14 protein-coding genes are annotated in these 13,739 nt (G+C 56.0%); 1 reads left to right on the top strand and 13 read right to left on the bottom strand.

The features are described 5' to 3' along the window. Window positions 1-2 precede the first annotated feature (2 nt). Genes sdhA through sdhC form a run of 3 tightly spaced genes read right to left on the bottom strand, consistent with a single transcriptional unit; the run spans window position 3 to window position 2,500 of the window. On the bottom strand, window positions 3-1,769 hold the full coding sequence (sdhA, locus tag AC6I8W_RS06280; RefSeq protein ID WP_497837414.1) for a succinate dehydrogenase flavoprotein subunit: 1,767 nt from the start codon (window positions 1,767-1,769) through the stop codon (window positions 3-5). Beyond that, window positions 1,770-2,117 carry a succinate dehydrogenase membrane anchor subunit gene (gene sdhD / locus AC6I8W_RS06275; protein ID WP_497837413.1) on the bottom strand — a complete coding sequence of 116 codons (348 nt, stop codon included), beginning with the start codon at window positions 2,115-2,117 and terminating at the stop codon, window positions 1,770-1,772. Beyond that, a complete protein-coding gene (gene sdhC, locus AC6I8W_RS06270; RefSeq protein ID WP_497837412.1) occupies window positions 2,111-2,500 on the bottom strand; it encodes a succinate dehydrogenase cytochrome b556 subunit in 390 nt (129 codons plus the stop codon). Before sdhC ends, sdhD begins: the two co-directional genes overlap by 7 nt. Window positions 2,501-3,264: 764 nt before the next feature. Here sdhC and AC6I8W_RS06265 point away from each other — a divergent pair. Further along, window positions 3,265-4,548, top strand: coding sequence for a citrate synthase (locus AC6I8W_RS06265; RefSeq protein ID WP_497837411.1), 1,284 nt, complete (start codon window positions 3,265-3,267; stop codon window positions 4,546-4,548). Between the two features lie 102 nt (window positions 4,549-4,650). Here the strand turns inward: AC6I8W_RS06265 and nei are convergent, their stop codons facing one another. The 10 genes from nei to AC6I8W_RS06215 all read right to left on the bottom strand — a co-directional run bounded on the left by nei (window position 4,651) and on the right by AC6I8W_RS06215 (window position 13,604). Then, on the bottom strand, window positions 4,651-5,439 hold the full coding sequence (gene nei, locus AC6I8W_RS06260; protein ID WP_497837410.1) for an endonuclease VIII: 789 nt from the start codon (window positions 5,437-5,439) through the stop codon (window positions 4,651-4,653). A gap of 11 nt (window positions 5,440-5,450) precedes the next feature. Next, entirely contained in the window at window positions 5,451-6,098 is a 648-nt protein-coding gene (gene pcp / locus AC6I8W_RS06255; RefSeq protein ID WP_497837409.1) for a pyroglutamyl-peptidase I, read from the bottom strand. A gap of 7 nt (window positions 6,099-6,105) precedes the next feature. Next, window positions 6,106-7,098, bottom strand: a complete 993-nt coding sequence (locus AC6I8W_RS06250; protein ID WP_497837408.1) for a DUF979 domain-containing protein — start codon at window positions 7,096-7,098, stop codon at window positions 6,106-6,108. Then, complete coding sequence (locus AC6I8W_RS06245; RefSeq protein ID WP_497837407.1) at window positions 7,095-7,823, bottom strand: DUF969 domain-containing protein; 729 nt, start codon at window positions 7,821-7,823, stop codon at window positions 7,095-7,097. The genes AC6I8W_RS06250 and AC6I8W_RS06245 overlap by 4 nt, the downstream gene beginning before the upstream one ends. Window positions 7,824-7,972: 149 nt before the next feature. Further along, window positions 7,973-8,710, bottom strand: a complete 738-nt coding sequence (pxpA, locus tag AC6I8W_RS06240; RefSeq protein ID WP_497837406.1) for a 5-oxoprolinase subunit PxpA — start codon at window positions 8,708-8,710, stop codon at window positions 7,973-7,975. Continuing rightward, window positions 8,700-9,632, bottom strand: coding sequence for a 5-oxoprolinase subunit PxpC (gene pxpC, locus AC6I8W_RS06235; protein WP_497837405.1), 933 nt, complete (start codon window positions 9,630-9,632; stop codon window positions 8,700-8,702). Before pxpC ends, pxpA begins: the two co-directional genes overlap by 11 nt. Continuing rightward, entirely contained in the window at window positions 9,626-10,282 is a 657-nt protein-coding gene (pxpB, locus tag AC6I8W_RS06230) for a 5-oxoprolinase subunit PxpB (RefSeq protein ID WP_497837404.1), read from the bottom strand. Before pxpB ends, pxpC begins: the two co-directional genes overlap by 7 nt. A 163-nt stretch (window positions 10,283-10,445) precedes the next feature. Continuing rightward, window positions 10,446-11,189: a type 2 GTP cyclohydrolase I gene (locus tag AC6I8W_RS06225; RefSeq protein ID WP_497837403.1), complete on the bottom strand. Its 744-nt coding sequence runs from the start codon at window positions 11,187-11,189 to the stop codon at window positions 10,446-10,448. A gap of 17 nt (window positions 11,190-11,206) precedes the next feature. Then, window positions 11,207-12,634: a deoxyribodipyrimidine photo-lyase gene (phrB, locus tag AC6I8W_RS06220; RefSeq protein ID WP_497837402.1), complete on the bottom strand. Its 1,428-nt coding sequence runs from the start codon at window positions 12,632-12,634 to the stop codon at window positions 11,207-11,209. Window positions 12,635-12,647: 13 nt separating this feature from the next. Continuing rightward, entirely contained in the window at window positions 12,648-13,604 is a 957-nt protein-coding gene (locus AC6I8W_RS06215) for a YbgA family protein (protein ID WP_497837401.1), read from the bottom strand. Between the last annotated feature and the right edge of the window lie 135 nt (window positions 13,605-13,739).

The raw sequence follows: 13,739 nt of genomic DNA, 5'->3' as shown, positions 1-13,739 counted from the left end.
AATTAGTAAGTACGCGCTTTCGGCGGGAAGGCCGCACGCAGTTTCGGTTGCATGTTCACCTCACGGCGCGTCATGCTTTCCGTTTGCGGAACATAGAGGCTGTGGCACAGCCAGTTTTCATCATCGCGATCCGGATAGTCGAAGCGGCTATGCGCACCACGGCTTTCCGTGCGGAAGTTGGCCGCTACCGCTGTGGCATAGGCGGTTTCTAACAGGTTATCCAGTTCGAGGCACTCAATACGTTGGGTATTGAAGTCCGGTGAACGGTCATCCAGACGCGCCGATTTCAGACGCTCACGGATCACTTTTAACTCTTCCAGACCCTGCGCCATCGCTTCGCCCTCACGGAACACCGAGAAGTTGTTTTGCATGCAGCGTTGCAATGCTTTGCGGATCTCAACCGGATCTTCACCGGTGGTGTTGTTTTCCCAGCGGTTGAAACGCGCCATTGCCGCGTCGATTTCTTCCTGAGTGGCATCGCGCAGTTCGCCCTGCTCTGCGATACACTCCGCCAGATGCAGACCGGCCGCACGACCAAATACCACCAGATCAAGCAGTGAGTTACCGCCGAGGCGGTTTGCGCCGTGTACCGATACGCAGGCGATTTCACCCACCGCGAACAGACCGGCAATCACTTCATCTTCACCCTGCTCATTAACGCGCAGCGCCTGACCGGTAACTTTAGTCGGCACGCCACCCATCATGTAGTGACAGGTTGGAATCACCGGGATCGGCTCTTTGATCGGATCAACGTGAGCAAAGGTACGCGACAGTTCGAGGATCCCCGGCAGACGAGATTCCAGCACTTCAGCCCCCAGATGGTCGAGTTTCAGCTTGATGTGCGGCCCCCAAGGGCCATCACAGCCGCGGCCTTCACGGATCTCAACCATCATGGAACGCGCTACCACATCACGACCCGCCAGATCTTTGGCGTTCGGCGCGTAACGTTCCATAAAGCGTTCGCCGTGTTTGTTCAGCAGATAACCGCCTTCACCACGACAACCTTCTGTTACCAACACACCCGCTCCAGCAATGCCGGTTGGGTGGAACTGCCACATCTCCATATCCTGCATCGGTACGCCTGCGCGCAGCGCCATACCGACACCGTCACCGGTGTTGATGTGGGCGTTGGTGGTCGACTGATAAATACGTCCCGCACCGCCAGTCGCCAGGATAGTCGCCTTGGCTTTGAAGTAGACGGTTTCGCCGGTTTCGATGCAGATGGCGGTACAACCGACAATCGCACCGTCTTCGTTTTTCACCAGGTCCAGCGCATACCATTCGGAGAAGATGGTGGTTTTGTTTTTCAGGTTCTGCTGATACAGGGTATGCAGCAGGGCGTGGCCAGTACGGTCGGCTGCCGCAGCGGTACGCGCTGCCTGCTCACCACCGAAATTTTTTGACTGACCACCAAACGGACGCTGATAGACGCGGCCGTCATCAAGACGGGAGAATGGCAGGCCCATATGCTCCAGCTCCAGAATGGCTTCCGGGCCGGTTTTACACATATATTCGATCGCGTCCTGGTCACCGATATAGTCGGAACCTTTGACGGTGTCATACATGTGCCATTCCCAGTTATCTTCGTGGGTGTTACCCAGTGCTACGGTGATACCACCCTGCGCCGATACGGTATGAGAACGGGTCGGGAACACTTTCGATAACAGAGCGCAACTCAGGCCTGATTGGGAGATTTGCAGAGCGGCGCGCATACCTGCACCACCCGCGCCGATCACCACGGCATCAAATTCTCTGACTGGCAAACTCATTTACACACCCCACACCACAACGGTTCCATAAATTGCATAGGACAACAGCGCGACCACAATCACCAGCTGCAATACCAGACGGGTAGCCAGCGGCTTCACGTAATCAGTCAGGACCTGCCACATCCCAATCCAACCGTGGATCAGAATCGAGAACAGCGTCAGCAACGTGAACACTTTAGTGAAAGAGGAAGCGAAGAAGCCGCGCCAGACGTCATACGTCAGCGTGCCAGTCATCACCACGAAACCGAGAAGATAGATAATGTAGAGCGCGATTAAGATTGCAGCAGCACGCAGTAACAGCCAGTCATGGATACCGTTGCGTCCTAATGCAGAAGCGTTGCTTACCATACGAGGACTCCAGCCAAAATAGACAGCACGACAGTGATAACAAAAGCCGCTTGCGCGGAACGGGTTCCCACCTGCAGGGTCTCTTCCATAAAGCCAAAATCGGCCAACATATGACGGATACCGCCAACCACGTGATAAGCCAGCGCAGTCAGGATGCCCCACATGATGAATTTGACGAAGAAGCTATCCATAATGGATGCGGCTTGCAGGAAACCTTCGGGAGAAGAGAGAGAGAGACCCAGCAACCAGAGCAGAATTCCGAGAGCGACAAAGGTGATCACGCCGGAGACGCGGTGGAGAATGGACGATATTGCAGTAACGGGAAACCGGATCGTCGAGAGATCCAAGTTAACAGGTCTTTGTTTTTTCACGGTTTTGCCCACACAGCTCTTTTTTATTTTGCTTCCTCCGGTCCTGGGTTGCACCAGAGACACAGGACGTGTTCAGAGTGCAACCGTCACCAAAGAAGCAACATCCAGTGTTCAATGACGCGGGGAAAACGCTGGGTGGCTCCTGGTGTCAGGGTATTCCGGAGACCTGGCGGCAGTATAGGAGGATCACATTCTGATTACAATTCCCCTACAATCTCTTTGGTCACATTTAAGCTGAACAGTGATCCCCCTCACGGATTTCACATTTCATACATTTTTAATTATCTGATTTGACAAAAGTTCAACAATTCGGTTACAAACAAACGCATTAAAGCCCTATGATGCACAAAAGTTATGGGGATACACTTTCCCCTAAGCTGAAGTTATGTAACATTGCCACTCAGAGCATTACAAAGCATCAGGTTATTGGTTACCAAAAAGTTATGTCGTGACAGGATCTTTAACATCCGCGATTTGCAGCATGTCATGCCCGGACGCCACTGCCCCAAACGCATCGTTCGCTCTGTACTCTACCTTGCACGACAAACGTGACCGCAGAGTGATACTGTGAAGATTGTGGTTTTTTATAGCCTAAGTCATTTGAGGCGCAGCAAGGCGGCAAGTGCACGAATTCCCAGGAGCTTACTCCAGTAAGTGACTGGGATGAGTCCACGTAGCCAACGCAGCGGCGTCTTGAATGACGACGGGTATATGCAACATGAAGGCTATTCTGGTGTCTAAGATCCTTACCTACCAAGGCGCTATGGAGACGAAAAATGACAGATAAAAAAGTGACGCTAACCCTACAAGACAATACGGCAGTTGAACTGGACGTGATGCATGGCACGCTGGGACAGGATGTCGTTGATGTCCGCGCACTCGGCAATAAAGGCCTGTTTACCTTCGACCCTGGCTTCACATCTACAGCGTCATGCGAATCAAAAATCACCTTTATTGATGGTGATGAAGGCATTCTGTTACATCGCGGTTTTCCGATTGATCAACTGGCGACCCACTCAAACTACCTGGAGGTGTGTTACATCCTGCTTAACGGCGAAGCGCCGACCCAGGAACAGTTTGAAGAATTCCGCACCACCGTCACCCGCCACACCATGATTCACGAACAAATCACCCGTCTGTTCCACGGCTTCCGCCGTGACTCGCATCCGATGGCGGTAATGTGTGGTGTGACCGGTGCACTGGCCGCATTTTATCACGACTCACTGGACGTCAATATTGAACGTCACCGTGAAATCGCGGCATTCCGCCTGCTGTCCAAAATGCCGACCATGGCCGCGATGTGCTACAAATACTCGATTGGTCAGCCGTTCGTTTATCCGCGCAACGACCTCTCCTATGCGGGTAACTTCCTGCATATGATGTTTGCCACCCCGTGCGAAGAGTACAAGGTAAACCCGGTACTGGAACGTGCGATGGATCGTATTCTGATTCTGCATGCTGACCACGAACAAAACGCCTCAACCTCTACCGTGCGTACTGCCGGTTCGTCTGGTGCTAACCCGTTTGCCTGTATCGCGGCCGGTATCGCCTCCCTGTGGGGACCCGCACACGGTGGCGCTAACGAAGCCACGCTGCGTATGCTGGAAGAGATCAGCACCGTGGAGCACATCCCGGAATTCGTGCGTCGTGCCAAAGACAAAAACGATTCGTTCCGTCTGATGGGCTTCGGCCACCGTGTGTACAAAAACTACGACCCGCGAGCCACCGTGATGCGTGAAACCTGTCACGAAGTGTTGAATGAGCTGGGTATGAAAGATGATCTGCTGGAAGTGGCGATGGAACTGGAACACATCGCGCTGAACGACCCGTACTTCATTGAACGTAAACTCTATCCGAACGTCGATTTCTACTCTGGCATTATTCTGAAAGCGATGGGCATTCCTTCTTCCATGTTTACCGTAATCTTCGCGATGGCGCGTACCGTGGGCTGGATTGCACACTGGAAAGAAATGCACGACGAAGGCATGAAGATTGCCCGTCCACGTCAGCTGTATACCGGTTATACCGAGCGTCCTTTCAATTCGGCGCTGAAGAAGTAAGTTTACAGGCGGGTTATCCCGCCTGCTGCATCGAAATCGCGCCGCTACAATTCCAGCTCCTGGCGTAGCGGCGCGATTTATCGCGCGTCAGACCCGTCATGATTAACTCTGACACCCCGGACACCAGTAAAAAGGTCGGGATGACAACACCCCCTTCTCGATCACCGTGCCACAGCGACGGCACTTTTTGCCCTGACGATGAAACACCTCAAAGCGGAAAGCCGCATCTTCATGATATTTCTTCATACTGCCACGCATCTGATAAGAATGGCGCGGCACCGCCAGCAGCGCTGCACTCAGCGCCCACAGCTGTACGTCATTAAGGTCCACGGCACGATGCTGCGCCAGCAATTGTGCATGCCACAGAATCTCAACCCGTAGATAGTTGCCTAACCCGGCAAGAAACGCCTGGTCAAGCAGCAAACCGCTGAATTGCCGCCGCCGGAAGCGTGGCGACAACAGGCGCGCCTGCACCGCCTCCACCGTCAGGCTGGCATCCAGCACATCCGGCCCGACACGTTGTAAAAAAGGATGCACCGCCAGCGTCTCAGCGTTGAGCAACTCAATGTCTGAAGCGCTATATAACAGAATGGTTTGTTCAGCATTGGCCAACCGCACCCGTAACTGGCGCGACGTTTGGGGTTCAGTCCCCGTCGGTACCACCCGCCACACACCGTACAGCTGGTTATGACTGTAGAGCGTCAGGCCATTGGAGAAATGTGTGAGTAGCGCCTTACCACGGGTTTCAATCGTCGTGATGGTTGCACCCAGTAGCGCCGGTTCGTAAGTTTGCAGCTGCGGAAAGGCAAACCACACATCCGTGAGCGGTTTGCCCGTCATCGCCGCCGCCAGTTGATCCGCCGCGCGGCGGATCTCCGGTCCTTCAGGCATAACGACTCCTGTTAATGGGTCGCGCCACCCGCGACCTGTAAATCCTGATCCAGCTGCAGCGTCACACGGATCGCTATCTCCAGCGCCTGGATCACACTGGTGGCCGCCATGCTCGGTGCTCCGGGGTGTTTCACCGCCTGTTCCGGCAGATAAGGAATATGAATAAAACCGCCGCGCGCGCTGCTCTGATGCGTTGCCAACCAGTGCAGCAGGCGATACATCACATGATTACAGGTAAACGTACCCGCCGTTTGCGATACCGATGCCGGTACGCCAGCCTCGCGCGTTGCCGCGACTATCGCCTTGATCGGCAACGTCGAAAAGTAAGCCGCCGGACCACCCACCACCACCGGCTGATCAATCGGTTGCTGCCCCTCATTATCAGGAATACGCGCATCATCAATGTTGATCGCCACGCGCTCCACGGTGATATCGCTGCGCCCGCCCGCCTGGCCGATACAGAGAATGCGATCGGGTTGCAACTCTTCCAGCGCCTGCATCAGCACGGCACCACAGCGGCTGTATGCCACCGGCAACTGACGTGCCACCACGCGCGCACCGTCAATCACCTTACCATCAAAAGATCGTACCGCTTCCCATGAGGGATTGATGCTTTCGCCCTCAAAAGGCTCAAACGCGGTCATTAATACCGTTTTCATTCTTTCCTCACAAAAACATCATGAACCACAGCAGGAAAATATTGACCACTAACAGCATAACGCCGGTCGGTACCTGCGCTTTGATCACCGCATTGCGGTCCGGCAGTTCCAGCAGGCGTGCCGGGACAATATTGAAGTTAGCTGCCATTGGTGTCATCAAAGTGCCACAGTAGCCGGAGAACATGCCAATCGCCGCCATCACTGCCGGGTTGCCGTGGTGTTGCAGCACCAGAATCGGGATACCGATACCGGCGGTGACAATCGGGAACGCGGCGAACGCATTGCCCATCACCATGGTCAACAGCGCCATACCGATGGCATACACCGCTACCGCGATAAAGCGGTTATCGACGGCAAGGTATTGCTCGGTCAGATGGGAAATCGCGTTACCGACCCCGGCGCTGGTGAACAGCAAACCCAGCGTGGCCAGAATTTGTGGCAAGATAAAGGCCCAGCCGACCGCATCCAGCAAGCGACGCGTCTCCTGCATCGATTGCAGCGGCTTTTCGCGAGTCAGCTTCAGCGCCACCAGCCAGCCAATCACACATCCCACCATCATTGAGAACAGGGTGACCAGCGTAGAATGGTTCCCGGGGCCAAATACCGCCTGTTGCAGGCCAGGAAGATTGTTGAAGGCGAGCACACCAATCACGGTCACCACCGGAATCGCCAGTGCCGGGATAAACAGTTTGTTACCAAGACGTTGGGCGCTGGCCTGTTTTTCCTTGTCACTACGCTGGTGATAACTGCCGAGGCGCACACCGCCAAACCCGGCGATCAAGGCCATAACCACCACGGCCACGCCCACAGCGATATGCAGTGAGCGCGGCGCTATCCATTGATAGGTGCCATCGCCAATCAGAAAGATCACACCATACAACGCCCAAAACAACCCGGTGGTCAGACGCCGTGGATTGGCCCGATCCCGCCAGGAAAACACCGCGACAATCAGCAGAATGATGCCTGCCAGCCACATCAGATATTGTTGCTGGAACATCATTCCGCTCCTTTGGCTTGTAACGCCTGGTGATTTAGTGCACCCAGCTCACGCGCCAGCTGGCGGTCGAGACGCATCAGGCGGGCAGAGTGGATCAGGAAGGCGCAAATCGCGGTGGGGATGCCCCATACCGCGATATGCAACGGTTCGGTCTGGATGCCCGCCGACTCCTGCATAAAGTTGTGCATAAAGATGATGGCACCAAAGGCGACGAAGATATCCTCACCAAAGAACAGCCCGACGTTATCGGTGGCGGCCGACATGGCGCGCAGACGATGACGCACCTCGGGCGATACCTCGCCATAACGGTTTTCTGTCGCCCCTTCCGCCATTGGAGCCAGCAACGGCCGCACCATCTGCGGATGACCACCGAGGCTGGTCAGCCCCAGCGCGGCGGTGATTTCGCGGACAAACAGATAGACAATCAGCAGCCGTCCCGCCGTGGCGGTTTTGATCTGCGCGATCCAGCTCTGCGCTCGCTCTTTCAATCCATGGCGTTCCAGCAGGCCGATTACCGCCAACGGCAGCAGCAGAATCAACGGCAGGTTACGGGTATTCAGAAACCCGGAACCCAGTTTTTCTAAGATGTCGGCCAGCGGCATATGTGCCGCCAGTCCGGTGACAAAACCGGCCACAATCACTACCAGTACCGGGTTAAACCGCAGCACAAAGCCGAGCACGATGGCGGCAATACCCAGCAGCGGCCAAAGATTCACCACGTTCTCCATGTTTTCTCCCCTCATCAGAAATAAAAAGCCCGGCATTGTGTATATTTGTAGCGGCGCGATTTATTGCGCGTTATTTCCACCGCAAAGGTCAAAACAGCGCGATAAATCGCGCCGCTACGAAATGTGTAAGCCGGGTAATTGTTCGAAACTTATGCGCCGGTCACCGTGATGTGCTGTGCCGCAAAGGCCGAGCGCAATGCGTGCGCAAACTGCAATGCGTGAGCGCCGTCGCCATGCAAACACACGGTTTCCGCATTCACCGTCACCCAGTCGCCAGAAATGCTTTGTACTTTGCGCTGCTGCACCATCGTCAGCGTGTGGGCGATCGACTGCGCAGTATCCTCAATCAACGCTCCCGGCTGACCACGCGGCACCAGCGCACCACTGGACTGATAACCGCGATCGGCGAACACCTCTTCACGTGTCTTCAGTCCATAATGCGCCGCCGCGCGAATCGACTCGCTGCCCGCCAGGCCCACCAGGATCAAACCGGTATCGACCGCTTTGACCGCGCGAGCAATGGTATCCGCCAGTTGCGGATCACCCGCCGCCTGGTTGTACAACATGCCGTGCGGTTTGACGTGCACCAGGCGTGCCCCTTCGCTCTCCGCCAGACTCTTCAGCGCACCAATCTGGTAGATCATCTGCGCATAGACGGTCTCAGGCGGCAACTGCATGGCGGTGCGGCCAAAATTTTCCCTGTCGGGAAAGCTGGGATGCGCACCAATCGCTACACCCGCAGCCTGCGCCCAACGTACCGATTGCAGCATGGTTGCGGCATCACCGGCATGAAAACCACAGGCGATGTTGGCTGAGCTGACCAGCTGTAACAGTTCCTGATCGCTTGGGCTGCCTTCGCCGAGGTCGGCATTGAGATCAATTTTCATGTGATAGTCCCCAGGTCATCTGATCAAATACGCGCTGTTGCTGCTGCTTCGCCTGCATCGCCTCTTCCAGTGTGCAATGAGTGAAATGAATCGGTTCACCGAGACGAATTTGCGCCAAATGGTAGAGATCGGCTTCGATAATGCAGGCAATGCGGGGATATCCACCGGTGGTTTGCGCATCGGCCATCAGCACAATCGGCTGGCCGTTCGGCGGCACCTGAATCACCCCCGGCACCAGGCCATGTGACAGCAAATCACGCGTGGCTTTACGGTGCAGCGTGCGTCCCTGCAAGCGATAACCCATACGGTTACTTTGCGGGCTGAGTTTCCACGCGCTGCGCCAGAACGCTTCCTGTGCTTCGCGGGTGAATTCGTTGTATTCCGGGCCAGGCAGTGCACGGATACGATTGCCCCATAGCAACTGCCGTACCCCGGCTTTCTTACTAAAGTCGCGGGTGGTCTTGCCGAGTGGCAACAGGTCGCCATCCTGCAACTTGCGTCCTTGATAACCACCGAATCCGGCTTTCAGATCGGTACTGGTGGAATCCAGCATCTCTGGCACGGCAAAGCCACCGTGGACCGCCAGATAGCTGCGCATACCGTGCACCGGCATCGACAGACTGAGTACCTGACCTTTTTTCACCGGCAGACGCCAGCCAGTCCAAACCGGTTTGCCGTCCAGATCGGCGTGGCAGCCCGCACCGGTCAGGGCGAACCAACCGTCACGCTGGAACTGCGCTTTAAACTGACCCAGCACAATCTCCAGTACCGCGCTGCCTTCGGCGTTGCCCACCAACATATTGGCCGTTCGCATTGCCGGTTGATCGAGCGCGCCGCTGACGCTGATACCAAACTGTCGCCAGCCGTAGCGGCCCTGATCCTGCAAGGAGGTCATCAATCCGGCACGAAGAATTTTTAGCATACGCCCTCCTTTTGCGGCACAAAGCGCACGCTGTCGCCGGGACGCAACAACGTCGGCGGTTGCTGTTGCGGATCAAACAGCCCGACGGTGGTTTGCCCCAGCAATTGCCAGCCGCCCGGCGTCGCCAGTGGGTAGACGCCGGTTTGGCTACCACCGATACCCACCGAACCGGCAGGCACGATCACGCGTGGTTCGGCACGGCGCGGCGTATGTAAGCGACTATCAAGGCCGCCCAGATAGGGGAATCCTGGCTGAAAGCCAATAAAATACACCACATAGTCAGTGCTGCTGTGCAGCTCAACCACCTGGCGTGACGTCATACCGGCATGTTCGGCGACCACCGACAAATCCGGCCCGGCGTCGCCGCCATACACCACCGGGATCTCGACCAGGCGCGATTCGGGTCGCTGCGCTTCACTCTCTTCCCACCAGCGTTGCAGACTCTCGATGGCATCCAGCGCATTGTGCTGCGGATCGCGCAGCAGCAGCGTCAGATTATTCATGCCGGGAATCACTTCCGACACTTTTTCATTGCCCTGTAGCCGCTGGCACAATCCCCAGATGCGTTGCTGGCTGGCTAAGGAAACCGGTGGCTCCAGTTCCAGCACCACCGCGCGTTCACCCAGCAGATAACAACGTGCTCGTTGCAAAACCCACCTCCTGATTCACTTTCTCGCGGGCAGCCAACCGAGGTTGCCGCCCGATAAACGCGTATCGCTTATGCTTTAAAGGCAACCAGTTATGCGAAAGTGTCAGAGGTGTGTCAACCGATTTGCGCCCCCGGCCGCAGCTAAGGGCGTAATAGCTGAAAAATCAGGCAGGATTGTCGATATCAATAAAGGTGACGTCGAGGCCGTAGCTCTGCGCTAGCCATTCTCCCAGTGCCTTGATGCCGCCACGTTCGGTGGCGTGATGACCTGCGGCAAAGAAGTGCAGTCCCTGTTCACGCGCGCTGTGAATGGTTTGCTCCGATACTTCGCCGGTGATAAACGCATCGACGCCGAACGCTGCCGCACTGTCAATAAAGCCCTGACCGCCGCCGCTACACCAGGCGATGCGTTTAATTTTCTCCGGCGCATTATCACCGCAATGCAACGGCGTGCGTCCCAGCGCTTGTGCGATGCGTTGTGCCAGCGCCTCTCCGCTCAACGGCTCCGCCAGCTCGCCCCACGGCACCAGCGGCATAACCTCCCCCTTCACCTCGATATCGAACAGGCGCGCCAGCTGCGCGTTGTTGCCAAGATGTGGATGGGCGTCGAGCGGCAGATGCCAGCCATACAGGTTGATATCATTGGCCAGCAGCGTACGCAGGCGCTGGCGTTTCATCCCTTTAATCACTGGCGCTTCGCTTTTCCAGAAGTAACCGTGATGCACCATCACCGCATCCGCATTGCGTTTCACCGCTTCGTCCAGCAATGCCTGACAGGCGGTGACACCGGTGATGATGGTGTTAACCTCGGGGCGACCTTCGACCTGCAACCCATTGGGCGCATAGTCACTGAAGGTGCTGCTGTTCAGCTGCTGGTTAACGATGTGCTCTAATTCAACATGATTCATAATGGCTCCCTGACCTTTCAGGCCGCGCTGCGCGCGCGCTCGAAGGCATCCAGTGTCTTTTTACGTGCGTCCTTATGTTCCACGATCGGCGCGGGATAATCGAGTGCCATATTATTTTTCTGCGCCCAGACGTGCGGCTGATGGATATGCGCGTCCGGGACGTCTGCCAGCTCCGGCAGCCACTGACGAATAAATGCCCCCTGCGGGTCGAAACGTTCCCCCTGGGTAGTTGGGTTAAAAATGCGGAAATAGGGAGCCGCATCAGTACCCGTGGAGGCCGCCCACTGCCAACCCCCGTTGTTGGCGGCGAGATCGCCATCAATCAGCTGCTGCATAAAGTAGCGTTCTCCGTCGTGCCAGTCGATCAACAGGTCTTTCACCAGAAAACTGGCGACAATCATACGCAGCCGATTATGCATCCAGCCCAATGTATTCAGTTGGCGCATCGCCGCGTCCACAATCGGATAACCGGTTTTGCCCTGCTGCCAGGCGGTGAGGTGGCTTTGATTCTTCTGCCAGCGCACGTTACGCGTCCAGGCGACAAACGGCTGATGCTTGCACAATGCAGGAAACGCCACCATCAGATGACGATAGAACTCGCGCCAGATCAATTCGTTCAGCCAGACAAACGCGTGACCGCCATCCAGTGCATCCGGGTGCTGTTTGAGGATGCGATGCAGGCACTGGCGCGGTGACAGCACACCAGTCGCCAGATACACCGACAGCCGACTGGTGCCATCCACGGCGGGCTTATCCCTTTCAGCGGCATAATCCACCACGGATTGCTGCGCGAAATGGCGCAGCTGTTTCAGTGCCGCCTCTTCCCCTGCGGGAAACAGCGCGACGTCGAAATCCTCCAACGGATAATCGAAAGGCGGGATTTTCTTATCGACCTTGATCGGCGCACCCTGACGGGCGCGGGGTGCCATATGGCACTCGGGCAGTCCCTGATGCAGACGACGAACAAAGGCTTTGCTGAACGGGGTAAACACCTTGAACATGGTGTGATTACCTGTCTGCACGCTGCCCGGCGGCAGCAGCAGGCTGTCATCAAAGCCCTGACAAATCACCCCCTGATCATCGAGACGTTTTTCTGCTGCGGCATCACGCTGACGTTCGTTGATTTCGTACTGGTAGTTGTAAAACAGTTGATCCACCTGATGCTGCTGGCAAAACTCCGCCAGCAAATCCAGCGACGCGGCAAAATCGTCGCACTGCTGGTAATGCAGCGGGATACCTCGTTCCGCCAGCGACGTCTGCAACAGACACAGGCTTTGATAAATAAATGCCGCCTGTTTCGCTGCCATATGATGCTGTTGCCACTGGCCGGGCGTGGCGATAAACAGCGCCAGCACGCGGGCGTTCGGATCGCGACAGGCGGCATACAGCGCGCTGTTGTCATTGATGCGTAAATCATTGCGCAGCCAGACAAGATGCGTGGTCATAACACTCCTGAAATTATTGGCCATAGCGCAGACGTAGCGCTTCCGGGTAAGGGTCAAAATAACGCTGCTGGGTCAGCCACGGATGCGGAAATTCCGCCATGTAATGTTTCAGCATGGTGATCGGTGCCAGCAACGGCTGCACCCCACGACGGTAGCGGTCAATCAGCAAAGCCAGCTCCTGACGCTGCGGCGAGGTCAGTTGAGGGCGAAAGTAACCCTGCACATGCATCAGCACATTGGTGTGGTTGCGTCGGGTTGATGGGTGAGCCAGCAGGCGCATCAGCCGGTTGCGATATTCAAAGGCGTAATGATCCAGCGTATCCCATGCCTCCATCTTTGCCACAAAACGTCCCAACTCACGGTATTCATCCTGAGAATGGGACAGCAGCAGCAGTTTGTAGCGGCTGTGGAACGCCATCAGTTGATGACGCGTCAGACCGTTGCGCCACATCTGATTGAATTCATGCAGGGCATAAACGCGGCCAATAAAGTTCTCGCGGATATCCGCATCGTGCAGACGACCATCCTCCTCCAGCGGCAACCACGGCAGTTCACGCTGGAGAAACTCGGTGAAGATGCCGGTTCCGGCTTTACGGTTGTTGTTAGTGTCCGGTTCATACACCCGTACCCGCTCAAGGCCGCAACTGGGTGATTTGGCACACAGGATGTAGCCACACAAATGATGCAACGCTTTCACTCGCTGAGCTGACCACTGTGCCATCTGATCGGTGACTTCATTACCGCCCGCTTTACTGAAGCAAAGATGCACACGCGCATCCTCCTCTTTCACCAGACGTAACGCCGGGCGCGGTGTCGGCAGACCAATCGCCATCTCCGGACACACCGCTTCAAAATGCACAAAGGGGGAGAGTTCGTCTGTGGCAAAGGCAAAACGTTTATGGCCGCCATCAAAGCGGACATTATCCCCGAGCAGACAGGCACTGATACCGACAGGAATTTTTTCGCGCATACTTGTACAACTCCATAAATTCTGTACAGGTTTAAAGTGTAGCTGAAATGCACGGCGAACACAGCGTCTGAAGGAATGCGGAGTGAAAAATTGGCATAAAAAAACCCGGTGCTTCAGGAAAAGCACCGGGTGGAG

The sequence above is a fragment of the Pantoea sp. X-Soil-TKNS-1211 genome, from assembly GCF_059730495.1.
Note: the sequence above shows the minus strand (reverse complement) of the source record. Positions and strands in the feature narration are given on the sequence as shown.

Bases quoted from the DNA above. Each gene is read 5' to 3' on its own strand.
- sdhA (WP_497837414.1), bottom strand. From the start codon at position 1,769: ATGAGTTTGCCAGTCAGAGAATTTGATGCCGTGGTGATCGGCGCGGGT.
- sdhD (WP_497837413.1), bottom strand. From the start codon at position 2,117: ATGGTAAGCAACGCTTCTGCATTAGGACGCAACGGTATCCATGACTGG.
- AC6I8W_RS06265 (WP_497837411.1), top strand. From the start codon at position 3,265: ATGACAGATAAAAAAGTGACGCTAACCCTACAAGACAATACGGCAGTT.
- nei (WP_497837410.1), bottom strand. From the start codon at position 5,439: ATGCCTGAAGGACCGGAGATCCGCCGCGCGGCGGATCAACTGGCGGCG.
- pcp (WP_497837409.1), bottom strand. From the start codon at position 6,098: ATGAAAACGGTATTAATGACCGCGTTTGAGCCTTTTGAGGGCGAAAGC.
- AC6I8W_RS06250 (WP_497837408.1), bottom strand. From the start codon at position 7,098: ATGATGTTCCAGCAACAATATCTGATGTGGCTGGCAGGCATCATTCTG.
- AC6I8W_RS06245 (WP_497837407.1), bottom strand. From the start codon at position 7,823: ATGGAGAACGTGGTGAATCTTTGGCCGCTGCTGGGTATTGCCGCCATC.
- pxpA (WP_497837406.1), bottom strand. From the start codon at position 8,710: ATGAAAATTGATCTCAATGCCGACCTCGGCGAAGGCAGCCCAAGCGAT.
- pxpC (WP_497837405.1), bottom strand. From the start codon at position 9,632: ATGCTAAAAATTCTTCGTGCCGGATTGATGACCTCCTTGCAGGATCAG.
- AC6I8W_RS06225 (WP_497837403.1), bottom strand. From the start codon at position 11,189: ATGAATCATGTTGAATTAGAGCACATCGTTAACCAGCAGCTGAACAGC.
- phrB (WP_497837402.1), bottom strand. From the start codon at position 12,634: ATGACCACGCATCTTGTCTGGCTGCGCAATGATTTACGCATCAATGAC.
- AC6I8W_RS06215 (WP_497837401.1), bottom strand. From the start codon at position 13,604: ATGCGCGAAAAAATTCCTGTCGGTATCAGTGCCTGTCTGCTCGGGGAT.